At 67.8% G+C, this 20,193-nt stretch carries 17 protein-coding genes; 16 read left to right on the forward strand and 1 reads right to left on the reverse strand.

Features of this window, described 5'->3' with window-relative positions; translation table 11 throughout:
- The first annotated feature begins 10 nt into the window (after positions 1–10).
- The 14 genes from murD to OG225_RS03840 all read left to right on the forward strand — a co-directional run bounded on the left by murD (position 11) and on the right by OG225_RS03840 (position 16,804).
- Entirely contained in the window at positions 11–1,471 is a 1,461-nt protein-coding gene (gene murD / locus OG225_RS03775) for a UDP-N-acetylmuramoyl-L-alanine--D-glutamate ligase (protein WP_405183183.1), read from the forward strand.
- Positions 1,468–2,958 carry a putative lipid II flippase FtsW gene (gene ftsW, locus OG225_RS03780; protein WP_405180416.1) on the forward strand — a complete coding sequence of 497 codons (1,491 nt, stop codon included), beginning with the start codon at positions 1,468–1,470 and terminating at the stop codon, positions 2,956–2,958. The genes murD and ftsW overlap by 4 nt, the downstream gene beginning before the upstream one ends.
- The gene (gene murG, locus OG225_RS03785; RefSeq protein WP_405180417.1) at positions 2,955–4,073 is read left to right on the forward strand and encodes an undecaprenyldiphospho-muramoylpentapeptide beta-N-acetylglucosaminyltransferase; all 1,119 of its coding nucleotides are present in this window, start codon (positions 2,955–2,957) and stop codon (positions 4,071–4,073) included. The genes ftsW and murG overlap by 4 nt, the downstream gene beginning before the upstream one ends.
- Positions 4,074–4,236: 163 nt before the next feature.
- Positions 4,237–5,676, forward strand: a complete 1,440-nt coding sequence (gene murC / locus OG225_RS03790) for a UDP-N-acetylmuramate--L-alanine ligase (protein ID WP_405183184.1) — start codon at positions 4,237–4,239, stop codon at positions 5,674–5,676.
- 6 nt (positions 5,677–5,682) lie between these two features.
- Positions 5,683–6,414 (forward strand): cell division protein FtsQ/DivIB, encoded by a 732-nt coding sequence (locus OG225_RS03795; RefSeq protein ID WP_405180418.1) that lies wholly within the window; start codon positions 5,683–5,685, stop codon positions 6,412–6,414.
- Between the two features lie 323 nt (positions 6,415–6,737).
- Complete coding sequence (gene ftsZ, locus OG225_RS03800) at positions 6,738–7,961, forward strand: cell division protein FtsZ (RefSeq protein ID WP_405180419.1); 1,224 nt, start codon at positions 6,738–6,740, stop codon at positions 7,959–7,961.
- Positions 7,962–8,150: 189 nt separating this feature from the next.
- A complete protein-coding gene (pgeF, locus tag OG225_RS03805; RefSeq protein ID WP_405180420.1) occupies positions 8,151–8,879 on the forward strand; it encodes a peptidoglycan editing factor PgeF in 729 nt (242 codons plus the stop codon).
- A gap of 62 nt (positions 8,880–8,941) precedes the next feature.
- Positions 8,942–9,712: a YggS family pyridoxal phosphate-dependent enzyme gene (locus OG225_RS03810; RefSeq protein WP_405183185.1), complete on the forward strand. Its 771-nt coding sequence runs from the start codon at positions 8,942–8,944 to the stop codon at positions 9,710–9,712.
- Positions 9,713–9,900: 188 nt separating this feature from the next.
- On the forward strand, positions 9,901–10,695 hold the full coding sequence (locus OG225_RS03815; protein WP_109526239.1) for a cell division protein SepF: 795 nt from the start codon (positions 9,901–9,903) through the stop codon (positions 10,693–10,695).
- Between the two features lie 89 nt (positions 10,696–10,784).
- A complete protein-coding gene (locus OG225_RS03820) occupies positions 10,785–11,087 on the forward strand; it encodes a YggT family protein (protein WP_109526393.1) in 303 nt (100 codons plus the stop codon).
- 66 nt (positions 11,088–11,153) lie between these two features.
- Complete coding sequence (locus OG225_RS03825; RefSeq protein WP_109526238.1) at positions 11,154–12,011, forward strand: DivIVA domain-containing protein; 858 nt, start codon at positions 11,154–11,156, stop codon at positions 12,009–12,011.
- Between the two features lie 102 nt (positions 12,012–12,113).
- Positions 12,114–12,314: a hypothetical protein gene (locus OG225_RS03830; RefSeq protein WP_109526237.1), complete on the forward strand. Its 201-nt coding sequence runs from the start codon at positions 12,114–12,116 to the stop codon at positions 12,312–12,314.
- 281 nt (positions 12,315–12,595) lie between these two features.
- Positions 12,596–15,745 carry an isoleucine--tRNA ligase gene (ileS, locus tag OG225_RS03835; RefSeq protein WP_405180421.1) on the forward strand — a complete coding sequence of 1,050 codons (3,150 nt, stop codon included), beginning with the start codon at positions 12,596–12,598 and terminating at the stop codon, positions 15,743–15,745.
- Between the two features lie 537 nt (positions 15,746–16,282).
- Positions 16,283–16,804 (forward strand): NlpC/P60 family protein, encoded by a 522-nt coding sequence (locus OG225_RS03840; protein ID WP_405180422.1) that lies wholly within the window; start codon positions 16,283–16,285, stop codon positions 16,802–16,804.
- A gap of 22 nt (positions 16,805–16,826) precedes the next feature.
- On the opposite strand, the gene OG225_RS03845 is transcribed toward OG225_RS03840, so the two are convergent.
- Complete coding sequence (locus OG225_RS03845; protein WP_405180423.1) at positions 16,827–17,711, reverse strand: UTP--glucose-1-phosphate uridylyltransferase; 885 nt, start codon at positions 17,709–17,711, stop codon at positions 16,827–16,829.
- A 523-nt stretch (positions 17,712–18,234) separates the two neighbouring features.
- Between OG225_RS03845 and OG225_RS03850 the strand changes: the two genes are divergently transcribed.
- Together OG225_RS03850 and OG225_RS03855 are read left to right on the forward strand one after the other, a co-directional pair.
- The gene (locus OG225_RS03850) at positions 18,235–19,542 is read left to right on the forward strand and encodes a DNA polymerase IV (RefSeq protein ID WP_405183186.1); all 1,308 of its coding nucleotides are present in this window, start codon (positions 18,235–18,237) and stop codon (positions 19,540–19,542) included.
- A 106-nt stretch (positions 19,543–19,648) separates the two neighbouring features.
- On the forward strand, positions 19,649–20,146 hold the full coding sequence (locus OG225_RS03855; RefSeq protein ID WP_216910071.1) for a hypothetical protein: 498 nt from the start codon (positions 19,649–19,651) through the stop codon (positions 20,144–20,146).
- Positions 20,147–20,193: the final 47 nt, after the last annotated feature.

The following is a 20,193-nucleotide window of genomic DNA, read 5'->3' on the forward strand; positions in this document are numbered from 1 at the left end:
CCCCGGACCCATGCTCGAATTCCTGCGCGGTCGTGACGTGCTCGTCGCGGGCTGGGGCGTCTCGGGACGCTCGCTCATCGAGCCGCTGCGCGATATCGGCGCCAACCCGGTGGTCACCGACGCGGGCGCGACGGCGCTGGCCGAGGCCGCCGAACTCGGGCTGGAGGTCGCGTCGTGCGTCCAACTGGAATCCACCGAACCGAGTGATCCGACCGGCCTGAGCCGGTTCGCGCTCGTCATCACCAGCCCCGGCTGGCGCCCGGACTCCCCGGTACTCGCCGCGGCGGTGACCGAGGGCATCCCGGTCTGGGGCGACGTCGAATTCGCCTGGTGGGTCGATCAGGCCAGGATCTACGGTCCGGTGCGTAAATGGCTGGTGATCACCGGAACCAACGGCAAGACCACGACCACCCAGATGACCCACGCGATCCTGCGCGCCGCGGGAATCCCGAGCGTGGCCTGCGGCAATATCGGCCTGCCGATCCTCGACGCGCTGCGGCGCAATCCCGGCCCGCAAGTGCTCGCGGTGGAACTCTCCTCGTTCCAGTTGCACTGGGCGCCGTCGGTGCGTCCGGAGGCGGGCGTCGTGCTGAATGTCGCCGAGGATCACCTGGACTGGCACGGCGGGCTCGACGCCTACGCCGCGGCCAAGGCGCGCGCGCTGTACGGCCGGGTCGGAGTCGTCGGTCTCGACGATCCGGTGGCGGCCTCGCTGGCGCGGCGGGCGAAGGCCAAGCGTGTCATCGGTTTCCGGATCGGGGTGCCCGCCGACGGTGAACTCGGCGTGGTGGACGGCAAACTGCTCGATCGCGCCTTCACCAAGGCCGCGATCCTGGCCGAGACCGCCGATATCAGCCCGCCCGGTCCCGCCGGTGTCGCCGACGCGCTGGCCGCGTCCGCGCTGACCAGGGCCATCGACGTCGCTCCGCAGTTCGTGCGCGAGGGACTCATCGAACACAAGGTCGGCCCGCATCGCGCCGCCTTCGTCCGTGAACTCGGCGGCGTCGATTTCATCGATGACTCCAAGGCCACCAACCCGCACGCGGCCCGGTCGTCGATCCTGGCGCATCCGCACGTGGTCTGGCTCGCGGGCGGACAGCTCAAGGGCGCGAGTGTCGAGGATCTGGTCGAGGAAGTGGCCGAACGGCTCGTCGCCGCCGTGCTGATCGGGGCCGACGCGCCGGTGATCGCGGCCGCGTTGGCGCGACACGCACCCGAAGTCCCCGTGGTCGAGGTGCGCGCGGGAGACGATATCTCGATGCGTGACGACCCGTCGAGATCCGAGAAGGCCGATGCCGTCATGGCCGAGGCGGTCCGGACGGCGGCGGGATTGGCGGGCAACGGCGACACGGTGCTGCTCGCGCCTGCCGCGGCCTCACTGGACATGTTCGCCGACTACACCCATCGCGGACGCAGCTTCGCCGCCGCGGTGCACGCGCTGGAAGACGGTGACATCGGACGGCAGCCATGACGGAAGCGACGCGACGGAACTGGAACGGCCGCAAGGCCGCGCGCCCGGCAGCCGCCAATGCGAGCCCGGGTACCCGTTTCGGCGCCTGGCTGGCCCGCCCGCTCGCGTCGTTCCATCTGATCGTCGCCATCGCGACCCTGTTGACCGTGCTCGGACTCGTCATGGTGCTGTCGGCGTCCAGCGTCGAGGCCTATGCCGACGGCGGCTCGGCCTACTCGCTGTTCATCCAGCAGGCCATGTTCGCGGCCATCGGCTGCGTCCTGTTCTACCTGGCGCTGCGGATCTCGTTGAAGCGGCTGCGCCAGTGGTCGTTCCCGGTGTTCGCGCTGTCGGTGCTCGCCCTGGTCCTGGTGCTGATCCCCGGTATCGGCAGCGAGGTACAGGGCGCGCGGCGCTGGTTCGCCTTCGGCCCGATCTCGGTGCAGCCGTCGGAGATCATCAAGGTGTCGCTGGTGGTGTGGGGCGCGCATCTGCTGGCCTCGCGGCGATCGGAACACGCGAGCCTCAAGGACATCCTGGTTCCGCTGGTGCCCGCCGGTCTGCTGGTCTGCCTGCTCGTCGTTCTGCAACCGAACCTGTCGACGACCATCGCGCTCGGGATCGTGCTCGCCGCGCTGCTGTGGTTCGGCGGGCTGCCGGTGCGACTGTTCATCACCATCGCGATCTCGGGCGTGGTCGCCGCCGGGGTGCTCGCCCTGTCGGCGGGGTATCGCTCCGACCGCATGCGCGCGTTCTTCAATCCGGGCGATGATCCGCAGGGCATCGGGTACCAGGCCCGCCAAGCGCTCTACTCACTGGCCGACGGCGGTATCTGGGGCCGAGGACTCGGTCAGAGCCGGGCCAAGTGGAGCTATCTGCCCAACTCGCACAACGACTTCATCTTCGCCATCATCGGCGAGGAACTCGGCTTCCTGGGCTGCGCGCTGGTACTCGGACTGTTCGCGCTGTTCGTCTACACCGGCCTGCGTATCGCGAGCCGGTCGGTCGACCCCTTCCTGCGCCTGCTCACCGCGACCGCGACCACCTGGATCACCGCGCAGGCGCTGATCAATATCGGCTACGTCGTCGGCTTGCTCCCGGTGACCGGCTTGCAGTTGCCGCTGGTCTCGGCGGGCGGCTCGTCGCTCGCGATCACGCTGTTCATGTTCGGCATCATCGCCAACGCGGCCCGGCACGAGCCCGAGGCGGTCTCCGCCCTGCACGCGGGCCAGGACGGCCGGTTCAGCCGTCTGCTGCGATTGCCCAAACCCGAGGTGTACTCACCCGCGAAGGCGGAATCGGCGCGGGCTCGCTCTGCGGCGGCCCGGTCCGGTCAGCGGCCACGCAGGCCCGATCCGCGCGCGCAGTCGCAGTCCGGTCGACGTCAGCCGCCGGAACAGCGTCGCCGTTCGCCCGAGAGCCGCGGCACCAGCTCCGCGCGCGCGACCCGCGCCTGGGAACCGAATTATCCGATGCCACATGCAAGAGAACGGGGTAGATCCAGGTGAGTGACGTGCGGTCCGGACTTTCGGTGATCGTCGCGGGTGGTGGTACCGCGGGACATATCGAGCCGGCACTCGCCGTCGCGGACGCCTTACGCCGACTCGACGATTCGATCCGGGTGACGGCGTTGGGCACCGAGCGCGGTCTGGAGACACGACTTGTCCCCGAGCGCGGCTACCCGCTCGAGCTGATTCCGCCGGTGCCGCTGCCGCGTAAACCCAGCCTCGATCTGCTTCGCCTGCCCGGCCGGGTGCGCGCGTCGGTGGCGCGGACCCGCGAGGTGATCGACACCGTGCAGGCCGATGTGATCATCGGCTTCGGCGGATACGTCGCGCTGCCCGCCTATCTGGCCGCGGGCGGCGGAATATTCGGCCGACGTCGCGCGGTGCCGGTCCTGGTGCACGAGGCGAACGCCAAGGCGGGTATCGCGAACAAGATCGGCGCACGGCGCGCGTCCCGGGTCCTGGCCGCGGTGGCGGATTCGGGTCTGTCGCGTGCCGAGGTCGTCGGGATCCCGGTCCGCGCCACGATCACCACCCTGGATCGCGCGAGCCTGCGCGCCGAGGCGCGCGCGCATTTCGGGTTGCCGTCCGACGGACCGGTACTGCTGGTCTTCGGCGGCTCCCAGGGTGCGCGTTCGCTCAACGAGGCGGTCGCCGCGGCCGCGCCGCAGCTGTCGGCGGCCGGGATCTCGGTGCTGCACGCGCACGGGCCGAAGAACAGCGTCGATGTCGCCGAATCCGGTGGTGACGCGCGCTATGTCGCGGTGCCGTACCTGTCGCGGATGGATCTGGCCTACGCCGCGGCCGACGCGGTGGTGTGCCGTTCCGGCGCGATGACGGTCGCGGAGGTGTCGGCGGTGGGCCTGCCCGCCTTCTACGTCCCGCTGCCGCACGGAAACGGCGAGCAGGAACTCAACGCCGGACCGGTGGTCGCGAAGGGGGGTGGCAGAATCGTCCCCGATTCGGAACTGACTCCGAAGTACGTCATCGACGAGGTGATTCCGCTGCTGATCGATCCGACCCGGTTGAGCGAGATGGGCCTGGCCGCCGCGGGCGCGGGCCACCGCGACGCCGCCGACGCGGTGGCGCGGATCGCGGTGGAGGTGGCGCAGTCGTGAACGAGCGGAGCGGGCGACCCATGAACACAGCTACAGCAACAGCGACAGCCACATCTACGACAACCGCGACGGCGTCGACACGAGTGCGGCGGCCGAGCATCGGCGAGGAGCAGTCGTGAGCGAGGATCGTTCGGCGCTACCCGCCGATCTGGCGCGGGTTCACATGGTCGGCATCGGCGGCGCGGGCATGTCGGGAATCGCCCGGATCCTGCTGTCGCGCGGTGGCGCGGTATCGGGTTCGGACGCCAAGGAGAGCCGGGGTGTGCTCGCGTTGCGCGCTCGTGGCGCGCAGGTGCGGATCGGCCACGATGCCAGCGCCCTCGATCTGCTGCCCGGTGGTCCGACCGTGGTGGTGACCACCTACGCCGCCATCCCCAAGACGAATCCGGAACTGGTGGAGGCGAACCGGCGCGATATTCCGGTGCTGTTGCGCCCGGCGGTCCTCGCGTCGCTGATGCGCGGGCACCGGACGCTGCTGGTCTCGGGCACTCACGGCAAGACCTCGACCACCTCGATGCTGATCGTGTCGTTGCAGCACTGCGGATTCGATCCGTCCTTCGCGGTCGGTGGTGAACTCAACGAGGCGGGCACCAACGCCCACCACGGCACCGGTGACATCTTCGTGGCCGAGGCCGACGAGAGCGACGGCTCGCTGCTGCAATACGACCCCGACGTCGCCGTGGTGACCAATATCGAATCCGACCACCTGGACTTCTTCGGCACCGACGAGGCCTACGTCCAGGTCTTCGACGATTTCGCCGACCGGCTGACCGAGGGCGGTCTGTTGGTGGTGTGCCTGGACGATCCAGGCTCGCGGGCGCTGGCCGAGCGGGTCGCGCCGCGGCTGGCCGAACGCGGTGTCGAGGTACTCGGTTACGGCTCCGGCGAACTGGCCGACGCGCCGGTGCCGGTCGGTGTCCGGCTGCACAGCTGGGAGCCGCGCGATGTCGGCGGTGTCGCCCAGTTCCAACTGGGTGACGAGACCTCGCCGCGTTCGCTGCGACTGTCGGTGCCAGGCAGGCATATGGCGCTCAACGCGTTGGGCGCGCTGCTGGCCGCCCGTGCCTCCGGTGCGGATATCGACGAGATCATCCAGGGGCTGGAGGGTTTCGGCGGTGTGCACCGTCGCTTCCAGTTCGTCGGCAGGGAGAACGGCGTCCGGGTCTTCGACGACTACGCCCACCATCCGACCGAGGTACGCGCCGTACTGGGCGCCGCCGTCGAACTGGTCGAGCAGGAGGCCCGCGACGGCGCTCGTTCGCGCCAGGGCCGGGTGATCGTGGTGTTCCAACCGCATCTCTACAGTCGCACCGCGACATTCGCCGCCGAATTCGGCGCGGCGCTGAGTCTGGCCGACGAGGTGGTCGTTCTCGATGTCTTCGGCGCGCGCGAGGAGCCGCTGCCCGGTGTGAACGGCGCGCTGGTCGCGCAGTCGGTGACCGCGCCCGTGCACTACCAGCCCGATATGTCGAGGGTCGGTCGCCAGGTGGCCGGGTTGACGCTGCCGGGCGATGTCGTGATCACCATGGGCGCGGGCGATGTGACGATGCTCGGCAGCCAGATTCTCGACGGCCTCCGGGCTCGGCCGCAGTACGGGCGCTGACCCGCGATGCGATCCGCGGACGAGCGGCGCGCGTGGTGGGAGGAGATCGCCGACAGGCTGCGTCCGGAGCGGGTCGGCGGACTGCGGCAGGTGCGGCTGTGGAGTGTGCTCGGGGTCGGTGTGCTCACCGTCGTCGCGGTGCTCGCCTGGTTCACACCCGTGCTGTCGGTGCGCACGGTCGACATCGACGGCCTCTCCGCGGTCGGTGACGCCGAGGTGCACGAGCGGTTGCAGATTCCCTCGGGGCGTTCGATGCTGCGGATCGACACCGACGCGATGGCGCGGCGGGTCGCCGACATCCCCAAGGTGAGCAGCGTGCGGGTGCAGCGGGAATTCCCTTCCTCCGTGCGGGTGTCGGTCGTCGAGCGCACGCCGGTGCTGTATTTCGAGAGCCCGCAGGGCGCGCACCTGGTCGACGCGCAGAGCACCGAATTCGCGATCGAGGCCGCGCCGATCGGGGTGCCGCAGCTGATCACCGGAAACCCGGGTAGCGCCGATCCGGTGACCAGGGCCGCGGTCGCCGTGGTCGCGGTGCTGCCGCCCGCACTGAACATCCAGGTGGGCGAGGTTGTGGCACGGTCGATTTCGGATATCTCCCTGAAACTCCAGGACGGCCGCACGGTACTGTGGGGTGGAGCGGACGACGCCGAACGCAAGGCGCAGGTGGTGTTACCGCTGCTGACGCGCGAGGGAACGGTGTTCGACGTATCGAGTCCTCATCTGGTCACGGTAAAGTGATCCACACCCATTGCGCCCAGGGTTTTTTCGGTGGTACCGGAGAAGTGGGGCGGGGGCAACCGTTCACGATACGACGTATCGCGCGGCGAGACGAGAGGGATCACACAAGATTCTGTGACTCGTCTCGGCGCGCCTGCGCGCGTATCGAGGCGGCTGCGAATAGCGTTCCGCACCAGTCGGATACTTGACATAACGCTAACCCTATGGTTGAACTTTAGGGTTGGCCCGGGCGGCGGCGCGTGAAGCTCGCCCCCCGGGTTTCCTCGGCGGCATGTCCCGAATCCGAAAACGACAGGCTTTAGATCGAAGGAAGGCGAGAGCCCATGACGCCCCCGCACAACTACCTTGCTGTGATCAAGGTCGTCGGTATCGGCGGCGGCGGTGTGAATGCCGTCAACCGGATGATCGAACAGGGACTCAAAGGTGTCGAGTTCATCGCGGTGAACACCGACGCGCAGGCCCTGCTGATGAGTGATGCCGACGTCAAACTCGACGTCGGCCGTGAACTCACCCGCGGACTCGGCGCCGGTGCCGACCCCGAAGTCGGCCGCCGCGCCGCCGAGGACCACAAGGACGAGATCGAAGAGGTGCTCAAGGGCGCCGACATGGTCTTCGTGACCGCGGGCGAAGGCGGCGGCACCGGCACCGGCGGCGCGCCCGTCGTCGCCAGCATCGCCCGCAAACTCGGCGCGCTCACCATCGGTGTCGTCACGCGTCCCTTCTCGTTCGAGGGCAAGCGGCGCGGCGGACAGGCCGAAACCGGTATCAACCTGCTGCGCGAATCCTGCGACACCCTCATCGTCATCCCGAACGACCGGCTGCTCCAGCTCGGCGACGCGGCGGTGAGCCTGATGGACGCCTTCCGTTCCGCGGACGAGGTGTTGCTCAACGGTGTTCAGGGCATCACCGACCTGATCACCACCCCGGGCCTGATCAACGTCGACTTCGCCGACGTCAAGAGCGTGATGTCCGGTGCGGGCAGCGCGCTGATGGGCATCGGTTCGGCGCGCGGGGAGGGCCGTTCGGTCAAGGCGGCCGAATCCGCGATCAACTCGCCGCTGCTCGAGGCGTCCATGGACGGCGCGCACGGTGTGCTGCTGTCGATCGCGGGCGGTTCGGATCTCGGGCTGTTCGAGATCAACGAGGCGGCCTCGCTGGTCCAGGAAGCCGCGCATATAGAGGCCAACATCATCTTCGGTACGGTCATCGACGATTCGCTCGGTGACGAGGTGCGCGTCACGGTGATCGCGGCCGGATTCGACGGCGGCGGTCCTTCCCGGCGGCCCACGTACGAACCGCCGAACAAGTCGAGCAGCACCATCGGATCGAGCACGGCGGGGGAGATCGGGAGATCGTCGCGTTCCTACGAACCCGTGACACGCGACACCTCCTCGCCCTCTTCGCGCCCTCCGAGTCGGACGGTGCCGAGCTATCAGGAGTCCGAGGAGATCCGGGTCAAGAACGCCGAGGCCTCTCGCGCGCGCGCCAACCCGCCGGATCCCGACGACGATGACGACGTCGACGTGCCGTCGTTCATGCGGCGCTAGTTCGCGCCGCCGCTCCCGCTGAAACCGTCGGCGGGAGGTCTGTCACACCGTCACCCTCGACGCGGGGGTGCGGTTGTCTGCCACGAGGCTGGTCCGTGCCGGATCAGCCTCCGTCTGTTTCCGGTGTTCCGCGCGCCACGGCGCTGCGGATTTCGGTGGACCGCGCCGAGGGCTACTACCCTCGGCAGTATGACTGCTGCGACGACCCTGACCGTCCGACGGGTGACAACGACGAGGACCGGCGGTTTCTCGGAGCCACCGTACGATTCGTTCAATCTCGGTGATCATGTCGGCGACGACCCGGTCGCGGTGCGGCACAATCGCGAACGCCTCGCCGAGGGGATCGGGCTGACCCCGGAACGGCTGGTGTGGATGGAGCAGATCCACGGCCGCAATATCGAGATCGTCGACGGCCCGCGATCCGAGCCGGTGCCCGCGACCGACGCGCTGGTCACCACCGTGCCGAATCTGGCATTGGTCACACTGTCGGCCGATTGCGTGCCGGTGCTGCTGTCCGACGACGAGGCCGGGGTGATCGCCGCGGTGCACGCCGGTCGTATCGGCGCGCGGATCGGGATCGTGCCGCGGGTGCTCGAGGTGATGGTCACGCTCGGCGCGCGGATCGATCGGATCGGCGCGTTCCTCGGACCGGCGGCCTCCGGGCGGCAGTACGAGGTGCCCGCCGCCATGCGCACGGATGTCGAAAAGCATCTGCCCGGCAGCGCGGCGACCACCGTGCGCGGCACGCCGTCACTGGATCTGCGCGCGGGTATCCGCCGACAGCTCACCGAGGCGGGCGTCGGCGGGGTGGCGGTCGACCCGAGGTGCACCATCGAGGACAAGACGTTGTTCAGTCACCGGCGTGGCGCACCGACCGGTCGGATTGCCGGTGTGATCTGGATGCAAGCGGGTATGTGAGTGGAAGTGCCTGCGCACGGCCGGGTTTCGCGGCCCGGTGCGCGGGTCGGTGACGGGAAGGGCTGGTAGGTGTGAGCGGGACCGCGGAGTCGACGGTCGAATCGAGGACGACGGCATTGTCGACCAGGCTCGACGCGCTGCTGCACAGGATCGACGCGGCATGCGAGGCGGCGGGACGTGATCCCGGATCGGTGCGCCTGCTGCCGGTGACGAAATTCTTCCCCGCCGCCGACGTGGAGATCCTGTACGGACTCGGCCGCCGCGACTTCGGCGAGTCGAGAGAGCAGGAGGCGAGCGCCAAGGTCGCGGCACTCGGCGAATACCTGGCAGTACAGGACGATTCGGACATTCGCTGGCATATGATCGGCCGGCTCCAGCGCAACAAGGCCCGCGTCGTCGCGCGGTGGGCGCACACCGTGCATTCGGTGGACAGCGAACGGTTGGCAACGACCCTGGACACCGCCGCACGCGCCGCGCTCGACGCGGGGGAGCGCTCCGATCCACTGCGGGTACTCGTGCAAATCAGCCTGGATGACGATCCCGCCCGCGGCGGTGTCGTGGCACGGGATCTCGACGCTCTCGCGGACCGGATCGCGAGTTTGCCGGGACTGCGGCTCGGTGGCCTGATGGCTATCGCGCCACTGGATGTTCCGGCCGATAGCGCATTTGCTCGACTTGCGACCTTGCACACGTCGCTGCTGGCCCGACACCCCGAAGCGACCGAGCTTTCCGCAGGAATGTCGGGGGATCTGGAGGCCGCCGTCGAACATGGTTCGACATGTGTGCGTGTCGGTACCGCTCTGATGGGCGCGCGACCGATAACCTCGGCGTAGCAAAGAAACCTCATCAGTCACATATGACACATATGCTTGGGACGGACGAGGGGCTGAGCAAGACTTCAACACCCGGCCGCCACCGGGGCCGAAGGAAGGTCGACCAGTATGAGCGAGCGCAGCGAGCGAACAATCGTCGCAGCCACCGTCGTGGTCATGACGCCGCCTAGCGACAGCGAGGCGCGATCATGAGCACGCTGCACAAGTTCAAGGCGTACTTCGGCATGGTCCCGCTCGAGGACTACGAGGACGACTACGTCGACGACCGCGCACCCCGTGGCGCGGGCGACCGTGGTGGACCTCGGCCCCGCGGGTATTCCGATCGCGGTGGCTACGGCGACCGCTACCCCGAAGATCGTTACGGCGCCGAACGATTCGGCGCCGACCGGTTCGACGACGAGTCCGGCTACCCCGAGCCCGCGTACAAGTCGCCCTACAAGGGCGGCTACCCGAGTTCGCGCGACTACGCCGACGAGCCGTACGGCGACGACCGCTACGAGGCGCCGAGGCGCCCCACCCGTATCGATGCCGCCCCTTCGTCGGGCAGCCGATTCCGGGCAGGCGGCGGTGCGCCGATGATGCGGGGAGCCACCAGGGGTGCGCTCGCCGTGGATCCCGACGCCGAGGAGCGCAGGCTCGAGGAGCGCGTGCGCCCCGAGCCCGTCGTGGCCCGCAGGCCCGGGATCTTCGAGGACGGAGGCCCCTTGTCCAAGATCACCACGCTGCGCCCGCGCGATTACAGCGAGGCCCGCATCATCGGCGAGCGGTTCCGTGAGGGCAATCCGGTGATCATGGACCTGGTCGACCTGAGCAACGCCGACGCCAAGCGGTTGGTCGATTTCGCGGCAGGACTCGCGTTCGCGCTGCGTGGCTCGTTCGACAAGGTCGCGACAAAGGTGTTCCTGCTCTCACCGGCCGACGTGGACGTATCGGCGGAGGAACGCCGTCGCATCGCGGAAACCGGCTTCTACAACCAGAAATAACAGTTCGATCCGGGGGGTGACGCGGTTCGTTCGCGTCCGGGGCGGTGTGGTCATTTTGCGCGGCGCGGATTTTGGGGCAGAGTGATCTGGTGGCCTTGTTCGCGGTGCTGTACTTCGTACTGTTCATCTTCTGGCTGTTGCTGATCAGCCGGGTGATCGTCGAGTTCGTGCGCAGTTTTGCCCGCGACTGGCGTCCCACAGGCGTCGTGGTCGTCATCCTGGAGGTGATCTTCACGATCACCGACCCGCCGGTGAAACTGCTGAGACGGTTGATACCGCCGGTGTCTCTGGGGGGAATTCGCCTGGACCTGTCGATAATGGTCCTGCTATTCGTCGTCTTCATCCTGATGTCGATCGTGAGCAGGCTCGGCCAACCGGTAGCTCCGGTGTGACAGAATGGGCTCAGATACCTTGCTAGATCTGCTCGATCTCCAAAAGACGCGTGAAGGGATCCTTCCATGCCGCTGACCCCAGCCGATGTGCACAACGTCGCGTTCAGCAAACCGCCGATCGGGAAGCGCGGCTACAACGAGGACGAAGTAGATGCCTTCCTGGATCTCGTGGAGCAGGAGCTCTCGCGTCTGATCGAAGAGAATGCGGACCTGCGCCAGCGGGTTGCCGAACTCGATGCCGAGCTCGCCGACGCCAAGTCGAACCGCCCCGCCGCGCCCGCGCAGGTCAAGGCTCCGATACAACAGGCGCCGCCGCCCCCACCCGAACCGATCAAACCCCCGGTTCAGCAAGCGCCGCCGGTGCCGATGCCGGTCGCCGCCCCGATTCCCAAGGACGCGCCGGGCGCGGACGCGAATCTGCAGGCAGCCAAGGTGCTCAGCCTCGCCCAGGAGATGGCGGACAGGCTCACCAGTGACGCGAAGACCGAGTCGGAGAATTTGCTGTCCAACGCGCGGGCAAACTCGGAGCGACTGGTGGGCGACGCCCGCACCCGCTCGGAGGCGATGATCGCCGACGCGCGCCAGAAGTCGGACGCCATGCTGTCGGACGCCCAGAGCCGGTCGGACAGCCAGTTGCGGCAGGCCAAGGAGAAGGCCGACGCCCTGCAGGCCGACGCCGAGCGCAAGCACACCGAGATCATGGCGACCATCACCCAGCAGCGCAGCGTGCTGGAAAGCCGGATCGAGCAGCTCAAGACCTTCGAGCGGGAGTACCGCGTGCGGCTGAAGTCGTACCTGGAATCGCAGCTCGAGGAGTTGGAGAACCGCGGCTCGGCGGTCCCGGTGGACGGCGGCGAGGCATTCGCCGACGCCAACACCGCGAACAACCTCGCGCCCGCCTCGTTCGCCAAGGGCGGCAAGTAACCTGGCTGCGGGCGATGCGGGCCCCGCATCGCATGTCGCCTGAACCGCTGTTCGAGTAGCTGGAAGTACAGTCGAACCGCCTGGGACGCCTAGGGGGTCATCATGCTCGTCTTGACGCTCGTCCTTGCCGCCATCGGATTCGCCCTGCTCGTGACCGCATTGACCACCGGGTCGGTGCTGTGGGCTTGGGGTTGCATCGTCGTCTGCGTGATCGGTGCTGTGATGTTGCTGGTCAGCGCATTGTCGATGCGCAGGCCGGATGGCGACGCACCGCCGCCACCGAGGCGCCACGCGAAGCGGTGATCCGCTGTCCGCCGGGAATCCGTTCGACAGCACTGGTTAGAATCGAAGAACTACACGGCGTCGATCCGGCCATCACCGGGGAGCTTTCGGAAGAACGGCGCGTTCGCGCCAAGTAGAACCGAACGGGTGAGCCCGTCACAGCTCGTCACGAGAGGTCCGGCCCGATCGTCGCCGGACAAGCGGGGTGGTACCGCGGTTGCGGCGCAGTGGGCGCCGTCATCGTCCCCGTGCCGACACCGAACGCGCCGGGTGGCGCGGTGGCACGAGGAGACGTATCCGCGATGGCGGACGACAGCAAGAGCGCATATCCCCGCGTAGACCTGGGCGCAGGCAGCGACGGCACGTTCCCCGACCTGGAACGACGCGTGCTGGACGCATGGGCCGCCGACGACACCTTCCGCGCCAGCATCGACAATCGCGCCGGTACCGGGCCGGGCGAGGAGTTCGTGTTCTACGACGGACCGCCGTTTGCCAACGGTCTGCCGCATTACGGTCACTTGCTCACCGGATACGTCAAAGATCTTGTTCCGCGTTTCCAGACGATGCGCGGTAAGCGTGTCGACCGCCGTTTCGGCTGGGACTGTCACGGACTGCCCGCGGAAATCGAAGCTGAAAAGCAGCTGGGTATCACGGACAAATCACAGATCGATGACATGGGGTTGGCGGAATTCAATGCCGCCTGCAAATCCTCGGTGCTCCGGTATACCGGTGAATGGCGCGACTACGTCACCAGGCAGGCGCGCTGGGTCGACTTCGACAACGACTACAAGACCCTCGATCTCGACTTCATGGAGTCGGTGATGTGGGCCTTCAAGTCGCTGCACGACAAGGGCCTGATCTACCAAGGGTTCCGCGTCCTTCCCTACAGCTGGTACGAGCAGACCCCGCTGTCGAACCAGGAGACCCGCCTCGACGACGCCTACAAGATGCGCCAGGATCCGGCGGTCACCGTCGACATGGTGCTGTCGGTCGATCCGGACCATCCGCTGCGTGAACTCGACGGCGCGAACGCGCTCATCTGGACGACGACACCGTGGACGCTGCCCTCCAACCTCGCGATCGCGGTGCATCCCGACGTGCGCTACGTGCAGGTGCGGACCGAGGACGGCAAGCGGTATCTGCTGGCGGCCGAACGGGTCTCGCACTATGCCCGCGAATTCGGCGAGCAGCCGGAGGTGCTCGGCGAATACGACGGCGCCGCGCTGGCCGGGCTGGCGTACGCGCCCCCGTTCGACTTCTTCCTCGGCCACCCGAACGCGCACCGGGTGCTGAACGCCGACTACGTGACCACCGATTCCGGCACCGGCATCGTGCACCTCGCGCCCGCGTTCGGCGAGGAGGACATGGACGTCGCCGCGGCCAACGGCATCACGATCGTGCAGCCGCTCGATCAGGGCGGCAAGTTCACCTCGATGGTCCCGCCCTACGAGGGGCTGATGGTCTTCGACGCCAATCCGGTGATCATCAAGGATCTCAAGGCGGCGGGAAAACTGTTGCGCCACGAGACGATCGAGCACTCCTATCCGCACAGCTGGCGTTCGGGCCAGCCGCTGATCTACATGGCCGTACCGTCCTGGTTCGTCGCGGTCACCCGATTCCGCGACCGGATGGTGGAGCTGAACAAGCAGATCGAATGGGTCCCCGAGCACATCCGCGACGGCCAGTTCGGCAAATGGCTCGAAGGCGCGCGCGACTGGAACATCAGCCGCAACCGCTACTGGGGAAGCCCGATCCCGGTCTGGGTCTCCGACGACCCGGCCCATCCGAGGATCGACGTGTACGGCTCGCTCGACGAGCTGGAACGCGATTTCGGCGTGCGGCCAACCGATCTGCACCGCCCGATGATCGATGAGCTGACCCGCCCGAATCCGGACGACCCGACCGGACAGTCGACCATGCGCCGGGTGCCCGAGGTGCTGGACTGCTGGTTCGAGTCCGGGTCCATGCCGTACGCGCAGGTGCACTACCCGTTCGAGAACAAGGAGTGGTTCGACTCGCACTTCCCCGGCGATTTCATCGTCGAGTACAACGGGCAGACCCGCGGCTGGTTCTACACCCTGCACGTGCTGTCGACCGCGCTGTTCGACAGCCCGGCCTTCAAGACCGTCGCCGCGCACGGCATCGTGCTCGGCGACGACGGGCTGAAGATGTCGAAGTCCAAGGGCAACTACCCCGATGTGAACGAGGTGTTCGACCGGGACGGGTCCGACGCCATGCGCTGGTTCCTGATGAGTTCGCCCATCCTGCGCGGCGGCAATCTCATCGTCACCGAACGCGGTATCCGCGAGGGGGTCAGCCACGCGCTGCGCCCGCTGTGGAACGCGTGGACTTTCCTTCAGCTCTACGCCTCGGCCCCCGGCACGTGGCGTACCGATTCCCCCAACGTGCTCGACCGCTACATCCTGGCGAAGCTCGCGGCGACCCGCGACGTCATGACCGAGGCGCTGGAGAGCTACGACATCGCCGGAGCCTGCGAGGAATTGCGCTCCTTCGCCGACGCGCTCACCAATTGGTATGTGCGCCGGTCACGTTCGCGGTTCTGGTCGGAGGACCGCGACGCCGTCGACACCCTGCACACGGTGCTCGAGGTCGCCACCAGGCTCGCCGCGCCGCTGTTGCCGCTGATCTCCGAGGTGATCTGGCGTGGACTGACCGGTGGACGCTCGGTGCATCTGACCGATTGGCCCGAATCCGCCTCGTCGGCCGCCGCGTTGCCGCGTGATCCGGAGCTGGTGGCCGCGATGGACGAGGTCCGCACGGTCTGCTCGACGGTGCTCGGCCTGCGCAAGGCGCAGAACCTGCGGGTGCGGCTGCCGCTGGCCGAGGTCACCATCGCCGCGGCCGATGCCGAGCGTCTGCGCCCCTACGCCGACATCATCGCCGACGAGGTGAACGTCAAGAAGGTCGACCTGACGACCGATGTCGCCGTGCACGGCCGCTTCGAGCTGGTCGTCAATGCCAGGGCTGCGGGTCCGCGTCTGGGCAAGCAGGTGCAGACGGTGATCAAGGCGGTCAAGGCGGGCGAATGGTCCGAGGACGCCGAAGGTGTCGTCAGCGCGGCCGGTATCACGCTGCTGCCGGAGGAGTACACCCAGCGGCTGGTCGCCGCCGAACCCGAGTCCACCGCCGCACTGCCGGGCAATGCCGGTCTGGTCGTGCTGGATTCGGTGGTCACCGAGGAACTGGAAGCCGAGGGTTGGGCCCGCGATCTGATCCGCGATCTGCAGGAGACCAGGAAATCGCTCGGTCTCGACGTCTCCGACCGCATCACGGTGGTGCTCGGGGTGCCCGACGATCGGCTGGACTGGGCGCGCACGCATCGCGATCTGGTGGCGGGCGAAATCCTCGCCACCGACCTGACATTCGGTGATCCCGGCGTCGATGCCGCCGAAATCGTCGGTGGTGTCAAGGTTTCGATCGTCAAGGCGTGATCGGAGCCCGTCGGGGCGGGCTCACGCTCGCCCCGACAGGCCTGTTCGCTCGTGACCGGTGCTGTCGATCACGCCGCTCGCTGTCACCGCCCCCGCCGGTGTTCGCGTCCGGCCGGTCTTCGCCTCCGCCCGTGTTCGCCTCCGCCGGTATTCGCCCATCGCCATCCGCACGCTTCGCGATCGCCCCGATCGCCGGTCGTCCGCTGACGATGCCGGTTTCCGCTCCGCCGGACTGATTGCAATTTGCAAGCGGACTCTTGTGATAAAGGTCACACGCTGAATATTTGCTGGAAGCATTGTGGCGATCTTGCCGAGGGCGGCAGAATTTACGGATGTGACCGGTGTGGTCGAGAGGCACTCTAGGCAACTCGGTGCATGATCAGTGGTTTGTTCTGTGTGAACCGCGTTTTCCGGACTTCGACAGTCCGATTACGCGCTGTGGTCTGCGGCTCCCTTCCCATCGTGGGATGGTTGCCGAGAGTTAGCCAGGCCGCCGTTCGGCGACCGACAGCTAGGCCGACAGTGAGGGGCGAGCACGTGAACAGGAAATCGTTGCGCCGGATGATCTTCGGCTTCTTCATCTCCGCCACGGCCACTCTGCTGCTGGCCGGGCCCGCGTTATCGGATACCGAGAGCGTATCGGGCAGCTCCGGATCGGCATCCGGTTCCGGCTCCGGCAGTTCCAGCGGATCGGCGGCACTTCCGGTGTCGAGTATCGCCGGACTCGGCGCGCTGGCCGCGGCAACCACCCAGACCGGCAAGCCCTACGAATGGGGCGGTGTCGGCCCGAATTCGTGGGATTGCTCCGGGCTGGTGCAGTGGGCGTTCCGGCAGGTAGGCGTGAGCCTTCCGCGTACCACGTGGCAGCAGGCGACGGTCGGTGCGCCGGTCCCGCGCTACGCGCTGTCACCCGGCGACGTCGTCGTCCTAAACAGCGACGGTTCACACGTCGGCATCTACGCCGGATTCGGCCAGGTGCTCAACGCCTTCGACTGGGGCGTCCCGGTCGGCCTGACTCCGCTGGACAGGTTCGACATCTACGCGATCCGCCGCTTCTGACCGACCGGGCCGTGGACGGGCGTTAGACGGTATCCGCGACCAGTTGGTGCAACAGCGGCCCGTACTCCGGATGCGCGAGCGCGGAAGCGAATTGGGCGACCAGGTAGTCGGCCGGATTGCCGGTGTCGTACCAGCGGCCGCTGATGACCTGACCGAAGACCGGGTTGCGCGAGGCGTGCACGTTGATGGCATCGGTCAGATAGACCTCGCCCTCGCGGTGCTGATACCAGCGCTCGGTCTGCCGTCGCAGTTCGTCGACGATGCCGGGGGTCACGACATAGCCGCCGATCGCGGCGAAGGCCGACGGCGCGTCTTCGGGCTTGGGCTTCTCCATCAGACCGGTGATGCGCAGCAGACCGTCGCCGCGATCGTCGGCGACCACGGGCACGCCGTAGCGCTGGGAATCGGACGGTGCCATCGGCATCAGCGCGAGCACCGGCGCGCCGGTGGACTCGTACGCGTCGATCAACTGCTGGGCACGCGGCACGTCGGCGACGAACACATCGTCGGGCCAGAGCACCAGCATGGGTTCGTCACCGGCGTTGCGGGCGGCGTTCAGCACGGGTGTGCCGTTGCCGTAGGGGCCGTGCTGATCGAGGTAGGTGATGTGGCCCAGCCGGGACAGATCGCCGACCTCGGCGACGGCGTCGGCGTACGCGGTCTTTCCGTCGGCGCGCAACTGGGCGACGAGCGCGGGGTTCGGACGGAAATGGTCCTGGATCAACGACTTGCCGCCGCTGACCACGATCGTGATATCGGTGATGCCGGAAGCCACCAACTCGCGGACGGTGTGCTCGATGACGGGTTTGTCGCCGACCGGCAGCATCTCTTTGGGGATGGCCTTGGTCAGCGGGAGTAGGCGTGAGCCGATTCCGGCAGCCGGGATGACGGCTTTGCGGATCTTCATGAACCGATCATCACATATCCGCGGTGCTCCCACGCCCGTTCGGCGGGCGTCCGCGCGCCCGTGTCGATCTTGAACAATGTAGGTATCGGTCCAGGTCACGGCCCATTCGGTGGGTGCGAGCTCGCCGGTGCGGGCGCTCGCACACTCGCAGCGGATCTACAGCTACCGGCCGGTGACGAGCGTGGCGCGTCCGGCCGCGGGGTCCGCGACGCGCCGCCCGGACCTGCCACGGGTGTACCGGATTCCTCCGGGACGCGACGGCTCGCCGAGGGCGTGGACGTGTCGGTAGGGCGGCGTAGATTCCGGTGCGTGAGTGGACGCACCGGACAACGGCCGTGAGCGGTGACGTGCGCGCCCGCCCTCGACGGCGGGCGCCTCGGCGCGACCTCGGGGTGTCCGCCGGACCCGGGGAATTTCGGTCCGGGAAATATTCGGCGACTCCGCGGTGAACGCGACCGTGCGACAGCCCTACCCACCCGATCACGCCGATCGGGTCGCGCGCCGCTGGGTGCTCCACATCGATATGGATGCCTTCTTCGCCTCGGTCGAACAGCTGACCCGGCCGACCCTGCGCGGTCGGCCGGTGCTCGTCGGCGGCGCGGGCGGTCGCGGCGTGGTGGCCGGCGCGAGTTACGAGGCGCGGGTTTTCGGCGCGCGCTCGGCGATGCCGATGCATCAGGCCAGGCGGCTCGTCGGGGCCGCGGCCGTGGTGGTGCCCGCGCGCGGTGTCGTCTACGGCGTCGTCAGCGGCCGGGTCTTCGACGCGCTGCGCGGCCGGATTCCGGTGCTGGAGACGTTGTCGTTCGACGAGGCGTTCGGCGAACCCGTCGAACTCGCCGGGGCGAGTACCGCCGCCGTGCACGAATTCTGCGCCGAACTGCGGTCGCTGATCCTCGAACGGACCGGACTCGTGGCCTCGGTCGGCGCGGGTACCGGGAAACAACTCGCCAAGATCGCCTCCGGACTGGCCAAACCCGATGGTATCCGCGTGATTTCGCCCGTCGAACAGCGAGAACTGCTGGAAGGGCTGCCGGTGCGCAAGCTGTGGGGGATCGGCCCGGTGGCCGAGGCGAAACTGCGATCGCTCGGCATCGAGACCGTCGGCGCGTTCGCGGCACTGCCCGAGCAGGAGGCGGTGTCGATTCTCGGCGGCAGCGTGGGGTCATCGATGCACCGGCTGGCGCGCGGAATCGACGATCGCCCGGTCGCCGAACGCGCGGAGGCCAAACAGATCAGCGCCGAGACCACCTTCGCCACCGATATCGTCACCATGGCCGGACTCAGATCCGCGATCGAGGCGATGACGGCCGCCGCGCACCGTCGCCTGGAGAAGGACGGACGCGCCGCGCGCACCGTGGTGCTCAAACTCAGGAAATCGGATATGAGCATCGTGACCCGATCGTTCACACTCCCGTACGCGACCACCGATCCGATCACCCTCGGCACCGCGGCGCAGCGTTCGGCGATCGATCCGGCCGAACTCGGCCCGATCCGGCTGGTGGGCGTGGGATTCGGCGGACTCTCGACGGTGCGCCAGGAATCGCTGTTCCCCGAACTCGACCAGATGCCGATCGAGGACGTCACCGAAACCGGTTGGGGCTCAGAGCCTGTCGCCGAGTCGGTAGGCGCGGGTGGTAACCGTCGCGCGCACTGGTTTCCCGGAATGGATGTGTCACATCCGGAATTCGGACACGGGTGGGTGCAGGGCGCGGGACTCGGCGTGGTTACCGTACGGTTCGAGACAAGCTCGACAGGGCCGGGTCCAGCGCGTACCTTCAGCGCCGACGACATCGGTCTGTCCCGGGCGGATCCGCTCGGCAGTCTCCACTGACCGGTAGCCTGTGTGAGCCGTGCAGCGCCGCCGGTGAACATCGTTGCCGCGCGGCGATGTCGGGGTACTTCCCGTGACCACCTACTCGAACGCAAAGGACGAGCAGTTGAAGCTTCGTAAGACTGGACGCATCGCGATCGCCGGCCTCGCCGTTGTCGCCGCTCTGAGCATGACCGCATGCGGCAGCGACGACAAGAGCGACACCGCCAAGCCGACCAAGACGTCGACCAGTGCGAAGGCCACCGCCGCGGCGAACGTGCCGCCGGTTCCGAGCGTGGCGGAGTTGAACGCACAGTTGCAGAAAGCGCTCGACCCCTCGGTGCCCAACTCCGAGAAGCTGAACATGGTGCAGGGCGCCGAGGCCGATCCGGAACTGCCGAACCGCTTGGCCGAGGCGTACACGGCCACCAATGCCTCGGTCGAGGTCACCGAGGTCACGGCCTTCGGTGACACCATCAACGCCAAGGCCAAGGTCGTCCTGAACGGCCAGGAGAACATCGCCGACGTGCCGTTCGTCGCCGAGGACGGTGTGTGGAAGGTCCAGAAGGCGTGGGCCTGCCAGATGCTGGCCGCCCTCGGTCAGCAGTCGACCGCCTGCAGCTGAGATCGATGTAGAGGGCGTTCCGGTCCATCGGGCCGGGCGCCCTCCAC

The sequence above is a fragment of the Nocardia sp. NBC_01377 genome (assembly GCF_045040005.1).
GTDB classification, from domain to species: Bacteria; Actinomycetota; Actinomycetes; order Mycobacteriales; family Mycobacteriaceae; genus Nocardia; species Nocardia noduli.